Origin of the sequence: Caballeronia insecticola (genome assembly GCF_000402035.1) — a bacterium.
Lineage (GTDB): Bacteria > Pseudomonadota > Gammaproteobacteria > Burkholderiales > Burkholderiaceae > Caballeronia > Caballeronia insecticola.
Genome location: NC_021287.1, coordinates 190,379 through 205,619, shown reverse-complemented (window position 1 = coordinate 205,619; position 15,241 = coordinate 190,379). Strand labels below are relative to the sequence as shown.

General features: G+C 64.1%; 17 protein-coding genes. 5 read left to right on the top strand and 12 right to left on the bottom strand.

Going from position 1 to position 15,241, the window contains the following annotated elements; genetic code table 11:
- Nucleotides 1-3: 3 nt before the first annotated feature.
- On the bottom strand, nt 4-477 hold the full coding sequence (locus BRPE64_RS00980) for a DUF2244 domain-containing protein (protein WP_044041868.1): 474 nt from the start codon (nt 475-477) through the stop codon (nt 4-6).
- A gap of 246 nt (nt 478-723) precedes the next feature.
- Nucleotides 724-1,704, bottom strand: a complete 981-nt coding sequence (locus BRPE64_RS00975) for a methyltransferase domain-containing protein (protein ID WP_044041039.1) — start codon at nt 1,702-1,704, stop codon at nt 724-726.
- A gap of 150 nt (nt 1,705-1,854) precedes the next feature.
- Here BRPE64_RS00975 and BRPE64_RS00970 point away from each other — a divergent pair, with 150 nt between their 5' ends.
- Both BRPE64_RS00970 and trmL read left to right on the top strand, forming a co-directional pair.
- Nucleotides 1,855-2,640: a ComF family protein gene (locus BRPE64_RS00970; RefSeq protein ID WP_016344124.1), complete on the top strand. Its 786-nt coding sequence runs from the start codon at nt 1,855-1,857 to the stop codon at nt 2,638-2,640.
- 22 nt (nt 2,641-2,662) lie between these two features.
- Nucleotides 2,663-3,133 (top strand): tRNA (uridine(34)/cytosine(34)/5-carboxymethylaminomethyluridine(34)-2'-O)-methyltransferase TrmL, encoded by a 471-nt coding sequence (trmL, locus tag BRPE64_RS00965; protein ID WP_016344123.1) that lies wholly within the window; start codon nt 2,663-2,665, stop codon nt 3,131-3,133.
- Here the strand turns inward: trmL and BRPE64_RS00960 are convergent.
- From BRPE64_RS00960 to BRPE64_RS00940, 5 genes are all read right to left on the bottom strand, one after another.
- Nucleotides 3,106-3,636 (bottom strand): O-acetyl-ADP-ribose deacetylase, encoded by a 531-nt coding sequence (locus BRPE64_RS00960; RefSeq protein WP_016344122.1) that lies wholly within the window; start codon nt 3,634-3,636, stop codon nt 3,106-3,108. The genes trmL and BRPE64_RS00960 overlap by 28 nt on opposite strands.
- A gap of 41 nt (nt 3,637-3,677) precedes the next feature.
- Nucleotides 3,678-4,676, bottom strand: coding sequence for an NAD(P)H-dependent glycerol-3-phosphate dehydrogenase (locus BRPE64_RS00955; RefSeq protein ID WP_016344121.1), 999 nt, complete (start codon nt 4,674-4,676; stop codon nt 3,678-3,680).
- 34 nt (nt 4,677-4,710) lie between these two features.
- Entirely contained in the window at nt 4,711-5,181 is a 471-nt protein-coding gene (gene secB, locus BRPE64_RS00950; RefSeq protein ID WP_016344120.1) for a protein-export chaperone SecB, read from the bottom strand.
- 71 nt (nt 5,182-5,252) lie between these two features.
- Nucleotides 5,253-5,513: a glutaredoxin 3 gene (gene grxC / locus BRPE64_RS00945; RefSeq protein ID WP_016344119.1), complete on the bottom strand. Its 261-nt coding sequence runs from the start codon at nt 5,511-5,513 to the stop codon at nt 5,253-5,255.
- Complete coding sequence (locus BRPE64_RS00940; RefSeq protein WP_044041038.1) at nt 5,510-5,935, bottom strand: rhodanese-like domain-containing protein; 426 nt, start codon at nt 5,933-5,935, stop codon at nt 5,510-5,512. The genes grxC and BRPE64_RS00940 overlap by 4 nt, the downstream gene beginning before the upstream one ends.
- 182 nt (nt 5,936-6,117) lie before the next feature.
- Here BRPE64_RS00940 and gpmA point away from each other — a divergent pair, with 182 nt between their 5' ends.
- The 3 genes from gpmA to BRPE64_RS00925 all read left to right on the top strand — a co-directional run bounded on the left by gpmA (nt 6,118) and on the right by BRPE64_RS00925 (nt 9,614).
- Nucleotides 6,118-6,864, top strand: a complete 747-nt coding sequence (gene gpmA, locus BRPE64_RS00935; protein ID WP_016344117.1) for a 2,3-diphosphoglycerate-dependent phosphoglycerate mutase — start codon at nt 6,118-6,120, stop codon at nt 6,862-6,864.
- A gap of 269 nt (nt 6,865-7,133) precedes the next feature.
- The gene (locus BRPE64_RS00930; RefSeq protein WP_016344116.1) at nt 7,134-8,720 is read left to right on the top strand and encodes a S41 family peptidase; all 1,587 of its coding nucleotides are present in this window, start codon (nt 7,134-7,136) and stop codon (nt 8,718-8,720) included.
- Between the two features lie 135 nt (nt 8,721-8,855).
- Entirely contained in the window at nt 8,856-9,614 is a 759-nt protein-coding gene (locus tag BRPE64_RS00925; protein ID WP_016344115.1) for a HesA/MoeB/ThiF family protein, read from the top strand.
- 7 nt (nt 9,615-9,621) lie between these two features.
- Here BRPE64_RS00925 and ptsP read toward each other — a convergent pair whose 3' ends face one another.
- The 5 genes from ptsP to gshA form a co-directional block, all read right to left on the bottom strand.
- Entirely contained in the window at nt 9,622-11,382 is a 1,761-nt protein-coding gene (gene ptsP, locus BRPE64_RS00920; RefSeq protein WP_173405429.1) for a phosphoenolpyruvate--protein phosphotransferase, read from the bottom strand.
- A 207-nt stretch (nt 11,383-11,589) separates the two neighbouring features.
- Entirely contained in the window at nt 11,590-11,859 is a 270-nt protein-coding gene (locus tag BRPE64_RS00915; protein WP_008351787.1) for an HPr family phosphocarrier protein, read from the bottom strand.
- Between the two features lie 37 nt (nt 11,860-11,896).
- Complete coding sequence (locus tag BRPE64_RS00910; protein ID WP_016344113.1) at nt 11,897-12,388, bottom strand: PTS sugar transporter subunit IIA; 492 nt, start codon at nt 12,386-12,388, stop codon at nt 11,897-11,899.
- 321 nt (nt 12,389-12,709) lie between these two features.
- Entirely contained in the window at nt 12,710-13,666 is a 957-nt protein-coding gene (gene gshB, locus BRPE64_RS00905) for a glutathione synthase (RefSeq protein ID WP_016344112.1), read from the bottom strand.
- 52 nt (nt 13,667-13,718) lie between these two features.
- Nucleotides 13,719-15,008 (bottom strand): glutamate--cysteine ligase, encoded by a 1,290-nt coding sequence (gshA, locus tag BRPE64_RS00900; RefSeq protein WP_044041036.1) that lies wholly within the window; start codon nt 15,006-15,008, stop codon nt 13,719-13,721.
- Between the last annotated feature and the right edge of the window lie 233 nt (nt 15,009-15,241).

Genomic DNA, 15,241 nt, shown 5'->3' with positions numbered 1-15,241 from the left:
GCATCAGCGACATCTGAGCGACGCCCGCAACTCGGCAGCAAACTGTTCGCGACGATGCTGTGCAAGGTGTTGTCCGATTTTCACCGATTGACCGCGCGATACGATCGTGAGCGGTTCCCTCGGCGTCGCGCCCGCTTCGACCCGCACCCAGCGCGGGTTGAACTCGAACTGCGTCAGCTCTTCGGCATTCATCTGTTCGATCAACAACCGGTTTTGATACAGCCGGATTCGTTCGAAATCGACGGCATGGCGCGCGTAAATCACGAACGCGACGCCCACGACCGTCAGCTCGACTCCGGTGAACGGCAGCACCAGCCAGGCGCCGTTCAAAAACAGCGGCGTTGCGATTGCCAGCGAAAACAGCGCAAGCGACAGATAGAAGCCCACGAACTGCCGTGGCGATACCGAGCAGTTTCGCTTCATCAGCCAGTCTTTGATGACCGGCTCCGAATCTGTCAGCGTCTGGCTGGCCTGCATCGCTGCCTCCATCAGATCCGCACGCAATCACATACTTTTGCTCGGAATTCGCCCAAATTTGTGTCCTTCCGGGCGACAAACTGACGCATTATAGGCGTCTTGGGTGGCATCCACAAGCAAGGGTCGTAACCTCGCAAAGCCAAGCGCCACAAGCTTCTGCGCCTTTTTGACGCACCTTTTTGCGCGTCTTTTCCGCGCAAATTTCAGACATAACCGCCGCCCTCTTTACCGCTGCTGCGAATCCGTTCACCGGTTTCTTCTCGGACCCCGGCCGATATCGTCCAGCCGCACGATGCCGTGTCCTTCCGGCGTCGTGCGCGGAATCGCCTTCCATGCGTGGCCGTAGATCACTTCGAAATTCAGCGGGATCGTGCCGTCGTCGCGACGCCGCGCGTCCAGCGCCAGATGAACCGCGTCGCGCACGGCGCGCGTCTCCGCACGGCCGCCCTCGTATGCGCGCTCGAACGGATACGCGCCCCAGCGCGCCACGTCGGCGAGCAGCGATTCGGGCGATTTGTACGTGATGGTCAGCACCTCCTGATCCATCACCGGAATTTCGAAGCCGCTCTCCACGAGCATGTCGCCGAGATCGTGCATGTCGACGAAATCGATCGTGTGCGGCACGGGCGCGAGACCCAGCGTGCGCTCCGCCTCGCGATAGGCGGCGGCGAGCTCGCGCAGGGTGTCGGGGCCGAACGTGCTGAACATCAGCAGGCCGTTGACCTTCAGCACGCGCTGCCACTCGGGGAAGACGAGGTCGGGACGCGCATGCCAGTGCAGCGCGAGATTCGACCACAGCAATTCGAACGCGCCCGATGCGAACGGCAGCGCCGCGAAGTCGGCCTGCGCGAGCTGCGGGCCGCGCGCGCCGAACGCCTTGGCGAGCGTCGAGGGCAGAAAGCGCCGCCAGCCTGCGCCGCCATCGGCCTCGGCGGCTTCCGCGACGCGGGCACGCGCGAGCATCGCGGACGAAACGTCGACACCCGTCACCGACGCTTCGGCAAAACGCTCCCGCAAAGGACCCAGGTCCGCACCGACGCCGCACGCCGCATCGAGGATGCGCGTCGGCGCAACCTTGATGTATTGCAACCGCTCGCGCATGCGCTCCGCGATTTCGCGCGGCAGAAACGCGACCTCGTCGAAGGCGGCGGCTCGGCCATCGAAGATCGCGCGCAAACGGCGCGGATCATAGGCCGGACGGCTAGTTTTGGGGGGCGTTGGGGACATGTCGATCTGTTCGCGGAGAGTGCGAAGTATACTCGGTCATCCCGAAAACGACCCATGCGAAGTGCTGATACGAGGCATAAAAGCTTCCTGAAGCGCAACGAATACGCATGTTTAGTTACTTCGGGCCGCGTTTTTTCCGAGTCACGCCCCGTGAAAGCCGACAGCATCCGTTTTTCGTTTCAAATACCCATCGCCGCGCGCGTTCGCCAGTTCGCGGCGGCCACGCGCCAGCTCGCCCGCGCCGCGCTGCCGGGTCAGTGCGCGCTGTGTGGCAATTTGTCGCAAGCGCTGCTGTGCGGTGGTTGCGACGCGCAGTACTGGAACGAGCAGCGCCTGCGCTGCGCGACCTGTGCGCTGCCGCTGGCTGCGTCGTATCTGCGGCGCGAACGTGAGGACGTGCGCGCGCATTGCACCGCGTGCCTCGAGGCGCCGCCCGCTTTCAACGACACGCTCGCGCTTGCCGACTATCGCGCGCCGCTCGATACGCTCGCCGTCGAACTGAAGTTCCGCGCGCGGCTCGCGGCGGGCGCCGAGTTCGCGCGGCATTTGCATCGCGTATTCGAGGACAGCGGCCTGCCACGGCCGGATGTGATCGTGCCGGTGCCGCTGTCGCGTCCGCGGTTGATCGCGCGCGGTTACAACCAGGCGTGGGCGATCGCGCAGCCGCTTGCGCGCCGACTGGGCGTGCGCAGCGATGCATCGCTGATCGCGCGCGTACGGCACACGTCGGCGCAATCGCGGCTCGATCTCGATACGCGGCGCCGCAACGTCGCGAACGCGTTCGCCATTTCGGGCGATGTGCGCGGCCGGCATATCGGCGTTGTCGATGACGTGATGACCTCCGGCGCGACGCTCGACGCGCTCGCCCGCGCGTTCAAGTTCGCGGGCGCGCGGCGCGTGACCAACTTCGTGGCGTTGCGCACGCCGAAAGACTAACTTCCTTTACCTTCTGCAATCCATGTTCAACGTCGTTCTCGTCGAACCCGAAATTCCGCCGAACACCGGCAACGTCATCCGCCTGTGCGCGAACACCGGCGCGCGGCTGCATCTGATCGAGCCGCTCGGCTTTCCCCTCGACGACGCGAAGATGCGTCGCGCCGGCCTCGACTATCACGAGTACGCCGAAATGAATGTGCATGCGAACTGGGACGCGTTCCTCGCGAAGGAAGCGCCCGATACGACGCGCATGTTCGCGTTCACGACGCGCGGCTCGACGCCGTTCTTCGATCACGCGTTCCGCTCCGGCGACTGGTTCGTGTTCGGCGCGGAGACGCGCGGCCTCGCGCCGGATCTGCTCGAACGCTTCCCGACAGAGCAGCGCGTGCGTCTGCCGATGCGTCCCGGCAATCGCAGCCTGAACCTGTCGAACACGGTGGCGATCGTGACGTTCGAAGCGTGGCGTCAGGCGGGTTTCGAGGGCGGCGCCTGAGCGTCGAGTTCGGCTTGATAGAGCGCGAGCATGTTGTCCTGGAAGCACGCGAAGATCACGTGCTTGATCGAAGGCGTCGAAGGCAAGGTCTCGATGACCGTGCGCACCGCGATCGGCACGGCCTGTTCGAGCGGAAAGTGATAGATGCCGCAACTGATCGCGGGAAAGGCGATCGACGCGCAGCCGGCTTCGTCGGCGAGTTCGAGCGAGCGCCGGTAGCAATTCGCGAGCAGTTCGGTTTCACGACGATTGCCCCCGCTCCAACGCGGGCCAACCGCGTGAATCACGTGCCTGGCGAGTAGTGCGTAGCCGCCGGTGATCTTCGCGTCGCCGGTTTCGCAGCCGCCCAGCGTTTCGCACTCGCGCAGCAAGCCTTTGCCCGCGCGGCGATGAATCGCGCCATCGACCCCGCCGCCGCCGAGCAGCGATTTGTTCGCCGCGTTCACGATCGCGTCGACGTCGAGCGTCGTGATGTCCGCGATCTTCGCCTCGAGCGTGACCATCTCGCACCTCCGTGCACACGTGGATGCCGCGGGCGCTGCTGCTATTCGGCCTTCGCGTCCCGGCTGAGCAACGCCTGCACGGCGTCGCGCGGCGTCACGTTCTCGAAGAGCACGCGGCATACCGCCTGGGTGATCGGCATATCGATGCCGCGCGACTGAGCGAGCGCCAGCACCGCGCGTGCACAGCGCACGCCTTCCGCGACGTGCCCGAGCGCCGCCAGGATTTCGTCGAGCGTGCGCCCGCTCGCGAGCTGCATGCCCACGGTGCGGTTGCGCGACAGGTCGCCCGTTGCGGTGAGGATCAGATCGCCCAGTCCGGTCAGGCCGTTGAAGGTCTCGGCGCGCCCACCGAGCGCGACGCCCAGACGTGACATCTCGGCAAGCCCGCGCGTGATCAGCGCCGCGCGCGCGTTCAGGCCGAGGCCCAGGCCGTCTGAGATGCCGGTGGCGATGGCGAGCACGTTCTTCACCGCGCCGCCCACTTCGACGCCGATGATGTCGTCGCCGGTATAGATGCGCATCGCGCCGTGATGAAACGCCGCGACCGTGCGCGCGCCCAGTTCCGCCGATGCGCTCGCGACCGTCAGCGCAACCGGCAAGCCCTGCCCCACTTCGCGCGCGAAACTCGGGCCGGACAATGTGCCGTGGCTGCGATGCTCCGGCAGTTCCGCCGCGACGACTTCATTGGGCAGGCACTGCGTGTCGGCCTCGAAGCCTTTGCAGAGCCAGACGATATGCGCCGGAACGATGCCGGCCTGCCGCATCGAACGGCATAGCGCGCGCAATCCGGCGACAGGCGTTGCGACGACGCACAGCGCGTCGTCCGCCGCCGCGTGCGCGAGCGCCGCCGCGAAGTCCGCCTCGAAGGCGAGCGTCGGCGGCAGCGTCACGCCCGCGAGATAGCGGGTGTTTTCGTGCGCGCGGGAAAGAGATTCGATGAGCGCGGCATCGCGCGCCCAGAGCTTCGTGTCGTGCCGGGTCGCAAGGTGGCCCGCAAGCGCGGTGCCCCAGGCGCCGGCGCCGAGAACGGCTACTTTCATGGCTCGGCTCCGGTCCGGCAGATTCGGGGAAAAGTTAGTGCGTCGCGCCGTTCGCCGCGCCTTCCTGCGCACCCGCCATCTGGGCGATGCGCTGCTCGTACAGCGCCTGGAAGTTGATTTCCGCGAGATGGATCGGCGGGAAGCCCGCGCGGGTGATCGCATCGGCGATGTTCGAGCGCAGGTACGGGAACAGAATGGTCGGGCATGCGATGCCGACGAGCGGGTCGATCTGTTCGGCCGGGATGTTGCGGATGTCGAAGATGCCTGCCTGCTTCGCTTCGATCAGGAACGCGACCTTGTCCGTGACCTTGGCCGTGACGGTGCCCGTCACCAGCACTTCGAAGACGCTCTCGGCGAGGCGGTCGGCCTTCACGTCGACCTCGACTTCCACCGACGGCATGTCCTGCTCGAGGAAGATGCCGGGCGAATTCGGCTGCTCGAGCGACATGTCCTTCAGGTAGATGCGCTGGATGTTGAAAAACGGCTGGTTGTTGTCGTCGGACATGTTGATTTCCTAGGTAATTCCGTAGGCGGCGCCGATTCGGCTGAAGCGGGCGCCGCCATGCGTGGTGTTCGTCAGGCTGATTCGAGCAGCGGCACGAGGCCGCCCTTGCGGTCGAGCGCGGAAAGATCGTCGTAGCCGCCGACATGCGTGTCGCCGATATAAACCTGCGGCACGGTGCGGCGGCCGGTGCGTGTCATCATTTCCTCGCGGCGGCCGGGCTCGCGGTCGATCAGAACCTTTTCAATAGCTTCGACCCCGCGGGACTTTAAAAGACGTTCGGCCATCTGGCAATACGGGCACACGACCGTGCTGTACATCAGGACCTTCTTCACTTGACTGCTCCTTGTTTCACCACCGGCATGCCGGCCTTCTGCCAGGCGTCAAGGCCGCCTTCCAGAACGTGGACCTCGGCATAGCCCGCTTCAGACACGGTGCGGCTCGCGCGTTGCGATTGTTGACCGGTCTGGCACACCAAAACGACCGGATTGTTCTTATTCTTTGCGATCTGGCCGATTTTTGCTTGAATCTCCGCGAACTCGATATTACGCGCCGCCGGCAAATGGCCCTTCGCAAATTCCGCGGCGGGCCGCAGATCGACCACGACGGCGTTGCGGCGGTTGATGAGCGTAGTGGCTTCGGCGGCGGAAATGCCGCCGCGCCCGCGCCGGGCAATGGCCGGCCAGAGGAGCAGCGCGCCGGAAACGAGCGCGATGACGATGAGTGCGATATTCGTGTAATCAGTGAAGAACTTCACGTCGAGGGCCGCCGAAATTGAGTAGGAAAACAAGAAAGGGAAATGAGGGCAATCGGGGCATTATAAAATAACCGTTTCCCGCGATGGCCTCTGCCGTCCGGCCGATGGCGGCGCCTCGCGCTCGCAGGCAGGATGACAGGGGGCGATCGGCGCTCCGCTTTTCCAACTGACCGACCGAAATCATGTACAAGCTCGTGCTCATCCGCCACGGCGAATCGACGTGGAACAAGGAAAATCGCTTCACCGGCTGGGTCGACGTCGACCTGACCGAGCAGGGCAACCGCGAGGCACGCCAGGCGGGCGTGCTGCTGAAGGAAGCCGGCTACGCGTTCGACATCGCCTACACGTCGGTGCTGAAGCGCGCGATCCGCACGCTCTGGCACGTTCAGGACGAAATGGACCAGATGTACATCCCGGTCGTGCATTCGTGGCGCCTGAACGAGCGGCACTACGGCGCGCTCGCGGGCCTCAACAAGGCGGAAACGGCGAAGAAATACGGCGACGACCAGGTGCTCGTCTGGCGCCGCAGCTACGACACGCCGCCGCCCGCGCTCGCACCGGACGACGAACGCGCGTCGTTCAACGATCCGCGCTATGCGAAGGTGCCGCGCGAGCAACTGCCGCTCACCGAGTGCCTCAAAGACACCGTGGCACGCGTGCTGCCCATCTGGAACGAGTCGATCGCGCCGGCCATCAAGTCGGGCAAGCAGATCGTGATCTCGGCGCACGGCAATTCCATTCGCGCGCTGGTCAAGTATCTGGACAATATTTCCGATGACGACATCGTCGGGCTCAACATCCCGAACGGCGTGCCGCTCGTCTACGAACTCGACGAGAACCTGAAGCCCATCAAGCACTACTATCTGGGCGACCCGGCAGCCATCGCGGCGGCGCAGGCCGCGGTCGCCAAGCAGGGCAAGGCGGGCTGACCGGGCGAATGCTTTCCCCATGACGGGCCGGCGCCGTCCGGTCCGTCGTGCTGCGCGTCGTTCGCCAGGCACGCATGCGTCACTCGATATGGCGCGCCGCTGACATCTTCCCGGCAGCATCGGCAGATGGTCCGAAACGTGCGCCACCCTACGCTGACAGGCGCAAAAGCCTCAGGCATTTAAGTTGCGTTTAAGTCGCCATTCGAAGTGAGCGGGTATACTGGCCCGTCACCTACGATGCTGCCCATTTGCTCCGACCGCACTCCTCTATGCGAAAGAACCTGAAAAATTTCGGCCTGGTCGCCGCAGGCGTTGCTGCCGGCGCACTCGCAACCTTGCAGATTTCCGCGTCCGCGCAGCAAGCCGCATCATCGCCTCTTCCGCTCGATCAGTTGAGGCTTTTCGCCGAAGTCTTCGGGCAAATCAAGCACGAATACGTCGAACCGGTCGACGACAAAAAGCTCCTCACCGCCGCCATCAAGGGCATGGTGTCGAGCCTCGACCCGCACTCGTCCTATCTCGACAAGACCGACTACGAAGAACTGCAGGAGCAGACCAAGGGCCGCTTCGCGGGCCTAGGCATCGAGATCTCGTCGGAAGACGGGCTCATCAAGGTGATCTCGCCGATCGAAGACACGCCCGCGTTCCGCGCAGGCATCCGTCCGGGCGACCTCATTACCCGCATCAACGACAAGCCCGTGCGCGGCATGACGCTCGACAAGGCCGTCAAGCAAATGCGCGGCGAGCCGGGCACGAAGGTCACGCTGACCATCTTCCGCAAGAGCGACGACCGCACGTTCCCGCTCACCGTCACGCGCGCGTTGATCCGCGTGCAGTCGGTGAAGATGAAGGTGCCGGAGCCGGGCTACGGCTATATCCGCATCACGAGCTTCCAGGAACGCACGGTGCCGGATCTCGCGGCCAAGCTGCAAGACCTCGCGCGCCAGCAACCGAACCTGAAGGGCCTCGTGCTCGATCTGCGCAATAACGGCGGCGGTCTGCTGCAGAGCGCGGTCGGCGTGGCGGGCGCGTTCCTGCCGGACAACTCGGTGGTCGTGTCGACCAACGGCCAGATCGCGGACGCGAAGCAAACTTTCCGCGACACCTACGACAACTACCGTCTGCCCTCCTTCGATTCCGATCCGCTCAAGAACGTGCCGGAGATCTTCAAGAAGGTCCCGATGGTCGTGCTGACCAACGCCTATTCGGCGTCGGCGTCAGAGATCGTGGCGGGTGCGCTGCAGGATCATCATCGCGCGCTGATCGTCGGCAAGACGACCTTCGGCAAGGGCTCCGTGCAGACGGTCCGCCCGATGACCGCGGACAGCGCGCTGCGTCTGACCACGGCCTATTACTACACGCCGAGCGGCAAGTCGATCCAGAACCAGGGCGTGCGCCCCGACGTGCCGGTCGACCAGTACGCGGACGGCGATCCGGACGACGCGCTCGTCACGCGCGAAGTGGACTACTCGAATCACCTCGCGAACACGCAGGACCCGAACGAGAAGAAGGAGCAGGAACAGCGCGAAGCGGATCGTCTGGAGCAACTGCGCCTTCTCGAAGAGCAGAACGACAAAAAGACGCCTGAACAGCGCCGCAAGGATCGCGAGCGCAAGCCGGTCGAGTTCGGCAGTTCGGACGACTTCATGCTGCAGCAGGCGTTGAACAAGCTGGAAGGCAAGACGGTGGTCGAGTCGAAGTCGTACAGCGAACGCAAGCTCGCGCAGAACAAGCCGCCGCGTTCGGCGTCCGCTCCGGTGGTCGCGCAGCCCGCGCTGCCGGCAACGCCCGGCTCTTCGCCGGCATCGGGCGCGCAGCCGGCTTCGTCGCCGACCGCGCAGCAGCAATCGAAGTAATTCCGCAGCAACACGGCTTCGCGGCGCCGCGCCGCGAAGCCATTCCCCGCGCACGCGCTTAAAATATTCCGCTTAAGCGCCGCCTTCCCCGGCGTTCCCTTCGCAGCAGTCACAGCGCATTCAAGCGCGAGCTCGATGAACGACGATCAACTCCTTCGCTATTCCCGCCATATTCTCGTCGATGAAATCGGCATCGAAGCGCAGCAGCGCTTTCTCGATGCGCACGCGATCATCGTCGGTGCGGGCGGACTGGGCGCGCCCGCGGCCATGTATCTCGCGGCGGCGGGCGTCGGAAAGATCACGCTAGTCGATGGCGACACCGTCGATCTCACCAACCTGCAGCGGCAGATCGTGCACATGACGCGCTCGGTCGGAACGCTCAAGGTCGAATCGGCGAAGCAGACGCTCAACGCGCTCAATCCCGATGTCGACATTCATGCCGTCGAGACGCGCGCCGATCAGGCGTGGCTCGACGCCAACGTGCCCAAAGCCAACGTCGTGCTCGATTGCACGGACAACTTCGCAACCCGTCACGCAATCAACGCGGCCTGCGCGGCGCACGGCGTGCCGCTCGTGTCGGGCGCGGCATTGCGCTTCGACGGACAGATCAGCACCTTCGATTTCCGCGCGCCGGATTCGCCCTGCTACGCGTGTGTGTTTCCGCCGGATCAGGCGTTCGAGGAAGTCGCCTGCTCGACGATGGGCGTGTTCGCGCCGACGGTCGGCATCATCGGCGCGATGCAGGCGGCGGAAGCGTTGCGCGTGATCGGCGGTTTCGGCAAGACGCTCGCGGGCCGGCTCATGATGCTCGACTCGCTGCGCATGGAATGGAACACGATGAAAATCGCGCGACAGCCGGATTGCCCGGTATGCCGCGCGCGTGTGCCGCGTTGAAGCCGCGTCAGGCCCGCTGCAACTGCGCGAGCGCGGCTTCGAGTTCTTTCGGCTCGTAGGCGGCGAGCACGTCGGCGACGGGCTTTTCGAGCGCCTTCAGGCTCGATCGCAAAATTTCCTGCTTCACGACGAGCAACTGGCTTGGATGCATCGAGAACTCGGTGAGGCCCAAGCCAAGCAACAGACGCGTGACGGACGGGTCGCCCGCCATTTCCCCGCACACCGAAATCGGCACGCCCGCGCGCTTCGCCTCGCGCAGCGTGAACGCGATCAAATTCAGCACGGCCGGATGCAGCGGATCGTAGAGATGCGCGACGGCGTTGTCCGCGCGATCGATCGCGAGCGTGTACTGAATCAGGTCGTTGGTGCCGATCGACAGGAAATCGAGACGGCTCAGGAACAGCCGCACGGCGATGGCCGCGGCCGGAATCTCGATCATCGCGCCGACCTGAATCTTGCGGTCGTAGGCGACGCCCTCCTCGTCCAGTTGACGCTTCGCCTCGCGAATCAGGTCGAGCGTCTGGTCGATCTCCTGCGCGTGCGCGAGCATCGGAATCAGAATCTTGGTCGGGCCGAACGCCGACGCACGCAGGATCGCGCGCAACTGCGTGATGAACATCTGCGGCTCGGAAAGGCTCCAGCGAATCGCGCGCAGCCCGAGCGCGGGGTTCGGCGCGGTCTCGTAGCCGTCGCCGCCGGTCATCGAGTCGAGCGGCTTGTCGGCGCCCACATCGATCGTGCGGATCGTCACGGGCTTGCCGTTCATTAGCTCGATCGCGCGCTTATACGCCTCGAACTGCTCCTCTTCTTCCGGCAACTGGTCCTTGTGATTCATGAAGAGGAATTCCGTGCGGAACAGGCCGACGCCCATCGCGCCCGCCTCGACGGCCACCTGCGCGTCCTCCGGCAGTTCGATATTCGCGCACAACTCGATTTTCGTGCCGCACAGCGTTTGCGTCGGCGAAAACTTCAGGCGCTGCAGCTTGCGCTGCTCAAGCACCTTCTCGCTTTGCCGGTACGAATATTCTTCGAGAACGATCGGCGCCGGATCGACGATCACAATGCCATGGTCGCCATCGACGATGATCAGATCGTTCTGACGAATCAGCGCGCTCGCCTGCTGCACGCCAACCGACGCCGGAATGCCGAGACTGCGCGCGACGATCGCCGTATGCGACGTGCGCCCGCCGAGATCGGTCACGAAGCCCTTGAACGCCTGCGTCTTGAACTGGAGCATGTCGGCGGGCGCGATATCGTGCGCGACGACGATCATCTCGTTGTGGCCGTTGCTCGCAGCCGTGTGCACGACGAGCGATGCCGCCGTCGGCGCGCCCGCGAGCGCCTTGAGCAGCCGTTCCACGACCTGCTCGATATCCGCCTTGCGCTCGCGCAGATATTCGTCTTCGATATCGTCGAAATAACCGCCGAGGATTTCCAGTTGCTCGGTGAGCGCCCACTCGACGTTGTAGCGGCGCGTACGAATCAGGTCGATCGTTTCCTGCACGAGCATGGCGTCGTTCAGGATCATCGTATGGACATTGATGAACGCGCTCATCTCGCTGGGCGCGTCGGCGGCGAGGTCGTCGCGCAGTGTCTCCAGTTCCACGAGCACAGCCGCCTGCGCCGCGAGAAACCGGGCGATTTCCGCGTCGATCTGATCGGGTTCGATCAGATAATGATCCACGTCGAGCGCCGCCGGCGCGATCAGATAAGCGCGCCCGATGGCGATGCCGCGCGAAACGGGAATTCCATGCAGCGTGAAGGACACGCGCACCTCCTCTAGTTGTGATGTCCGCGGTTCTCGGGGCCCGCGGCGGGCGCAAGCCGCTCGGCAATTATAGATTCGAATGCGGCGTTGAGCCCGGAACACCCTGACGCAGCAAGGCCGGAACGCTTGCGCTCAGGCAGCGGATACAAAAAAGCCGCGTCGGTGCGCGGCTTTTCTGTACATCTCTGCGAACGATGAATTCGGCGCTTACTGTCCTTCGCCGAATTTATCGGCGATGAGCGCGAGAATGGCCTGCATGGCTTCGGCTTCGTCGGCGCCTTCGGTTTCGATCGTCACCGTGCTGCCGATGCCCGCCGCGAGCATCATCACGCCCATGATGCTCTTCGCGTTGATCCGGCGGCCATTGCGGCTCATCCAGATTTCGCATTGAAAATTGCCCGCCAGTTGCGTGAGCTTCGCCGATGCGCGTGCGTGGAGCCCCAGCTTGTTCACGATGGTTGTTTCTTGTTGCAGCATGATGCTCCGAAGCGCGATATGAATGAAATGAGCGACGTCAGTGGCTGGCGGTGGCCTTGGCGCTCACGAGATCGGCGCTCGCCGAGCAGGCCGGATCGGGCGAACCGGCCGCTTTGGTTGCGAGCGCGCAGGGATTAAGCGGCGTGGAGTCATCCAGTTCCTGGATGCCTTTCGAGCCGCCTTGCAGAATTTTTTCGGTAAGCGTGTCGAGCGGCGTCGCGCGGTAGCAGACGGCGCGCACCAGCATCGGCAAATTGCAGCCGGCGAGCACGCGCACGTCGGCGTCGTGCAGGCTTGCCGCGATATTCGCGGGCGTTGCCCCGAAAACGTCAGTCAAAACGATGGCGCCGTTGTCTTCCTTCAGACGATCGATTTCCGAGCGCGCGAACGCGCGGACTTCGACCGGATCGCAGTCCGGCGTCACATCGATAACGCCGATGCGCGCGGGCAAGCCGCCATAGATGTGCGCCACGCATTCACGTAGCGCGGTGGCGAAAGGAGCGTGCGCGATGATCAGGATGCCAGCCATGTCAGGATAGTGCCCTAAGCGACAAAAAAGCGATAAAAATCAGACGAAATCGTCGAAGTTCGCTCGAAAGCGCGCGAGCGTCGCGGAACATGTTTCTAAAGTGGGCGCGCAAACGGCGGAATCAACCACCTTGCAAGACGCGAGCCCGTTACCTTCGAATTCATGCAATCAGCTTGCGACCGTATTCTTAAACCGGCTTTAAAGCGTCGACTTTGAAACGCAATTGCTCCCTGAAAATGCAGGCGCCGGGAAGTCGATTGTAACAGTCCCGCTGGCGGGAGTTTGAGCCGGCGCCCGCGCGCGCTCCGTGCGCCGGCAGACTCACCGGGCCGCGCGCTCCAGTGCGTCGATGAACATGCCGGCGACATCGAAGCCCGTCTGATCCATGATTTCGCGAAAGCACGTCGGGCTCGTCACGTTGACTTCGGTCAGGTAATCGCCGATGGCGTCGAGCCCGGCCAGCAGCAAGCCGCGCGATTGCAGCACCGGACCGAGCGTCTCCGCGATCTCGCGATCGCGCGCCGACAGCGGCTGCGCGCGCCCGAGCCCGCCCGCCGCGAGATTGCCGCGCACTTCGCTGCCCTGCGGAATACGCGCGAGCGAGTAAGGCACCGGCTGCCCGCCGATCACGAGAATGCGCTTGTCGCCTTCGGTGATCTCGGGGATGAACTTCTGCGCCATGACCGTGCGCGCACCGTCCTCCGACAACATCTCGACGATGGAACCGAGGTTCATGCCGTCCGCCTTCACGCGGAACACGCCCATGCCGCCCATGCCGTCGAGCGGCTTCAGGATCACGTCGCCGTGTTCGGCGTGGAATGCGCGCAGACGCGCCGCGTCGCGCGTGACGAGCGTCGGCGTGACGAACTGCGGCCATTCCGCGATGGCGAGCTTCTCGGAGTGATCGCGAATCGCCTGCGGCTTGTTGAACACGCGCGCGCCGCCACGCTCGGCAATTTCCAATAGCCAGGTGGAATTCACGTACTCCATGTCGAACGGCGGGTCCTTGCGCATCAGCACTGCGTCGAAGTGCGTGAGCGGCAGATGCTCGGCCTGTTCGGCCGCGTACCACGGCCAGCGGTCGCTGTTCGCTTCATCGCCGACGATAGCGATGCGCCGCACGCCCGCTTCCACCTTGTTGCCCGTCAGCGCGAGATGCTGCGGCTCGCACGCGTAGAGCACGTGGCCGCGCCGCGCGGCTTCGGCCATCATCGCGTAGGTGGTGTCCTTGTAGATCTTGAAGCGATCGAGCGGGTCGGCGATAAAAAGGATGTTCATGAGAATTCGCTTGTTCGGTGCGCGGCTTGCGAGCTTACCGCAAGCCGCCGAATCAGACCTGAATCGCTTCCGGATCGGTCTTTTCGAGCTCGACCGATGCCGCCAGCAAACCCAGCCGCGCCACCACGCCGTACATGTAGAAGCGGTTCGGCGGCGCGGCGCCCGGTTTCGCGTGCGCGTCGGGAAGCGCCGTGTGCTCGAAGCCGAGCGGGACGAAGCGCATGCCCGGCGCGTTGAGGTTCTGGTCGCGCTCACGCGATTCGTGCACGCGATAAAACCCGCCGACGACATACCGGTCGATCATATACACCACCGGCTCCGCGACCGCGTTTTCCACGCGCTCGAACGTGTGCACGCCTTCCTGCACGATCACGTCGTGCACTTGCAGGCCTTCCTTCGCGTCGTTCATCTTCGCGCGTTCGCGCTTCGTGAGCGCGGCGACTTCGCTCGCGTCGTGCACGGTCATCACGCCCTTGCCGTACGTGCCGGCATCCGCCTTGATGACGACATACGGCTTCTCGCTGATCCCGTACTCGCGATACTTCTTCGCGATCTTCTTGAGCACGCCGTCGATGGCGTCGGCGAGCGCTTCCTCGCCGGTGCGCGCTTCGTAGTCGACGCCTTCCACGTGCGCAAAATACGGGTTCACCATCCACGGATCGATCTCGACGAGCTTCGCAAATTTCTTCGCGACGTCGTCATAGCAGGAGAAGTGCGTCGACTTGCGGCGCACCGCCCAGCCCGCGTGCAGCGGCGGCAACACGTACTGCTCGTGCAGGTTCTCGAGCACGGGCGGAATGCCGGCGGAGAGATCGTTGTTGAGCAGGATCGAGCACGGATCGAAGTTCTTGAGACCCAGACGCCGCGGCGTGCGTTCGAGCGGTTCGAGCACGATCTTCTGCCCATCCGCGAGCGCGATGGTCACCGGTCCGTGGATGTTCTCGTCGAGCGTGCCGAAGCGCACGTTGAGTCCGGCCTGCCGCATGATCAACGCCAGCCGCGCGACGTTCTCCAGATAGAACGCGTTGCGCGTATGGCGCTCCGGGATGACGAGCAGATTTTTCGCATCGGGACAAATCTTCTCGATGGATGCCATGGCGGCCTGCACCGCGAGCGGCAACACTTCCGGCGGCAGATTGTTGAAGCCGCCCGGAAAGAGATTGATGTCGACGGGCGCGAGCTTGAACCCCGCGTTGCGCAGATCGACGGAACAGTAGAACGGCGGCGTGTGCTCCTGCCATTCGAGACGGAACCAGCGCTCGATCGCGGGCATGGCCTCGAGAATTTTCCGCTCGAGATCGAGCAGCGGGCCACTTAACGCCGTAACAAGGTGCGGAACCATTGATATCTCGCGGTGCTTTGCATGGGACCGGCATCGCACGCTCGCGCGCCCGCTCCGGCCGACAGGGAGGAAAAGATTGTAGAGCAATTGCCCTGCCTAACTGGGGATGAACCGTCAATTACCAAGGTTTCCCGAGCCTTGTGGCGCGGCCGTCTCGCGCAATTTCCGCTATCGGACCGATAGATTTCGGACGCGCATCCGCGCCCGCGCTGGACGAAAACACGACGAAAGCG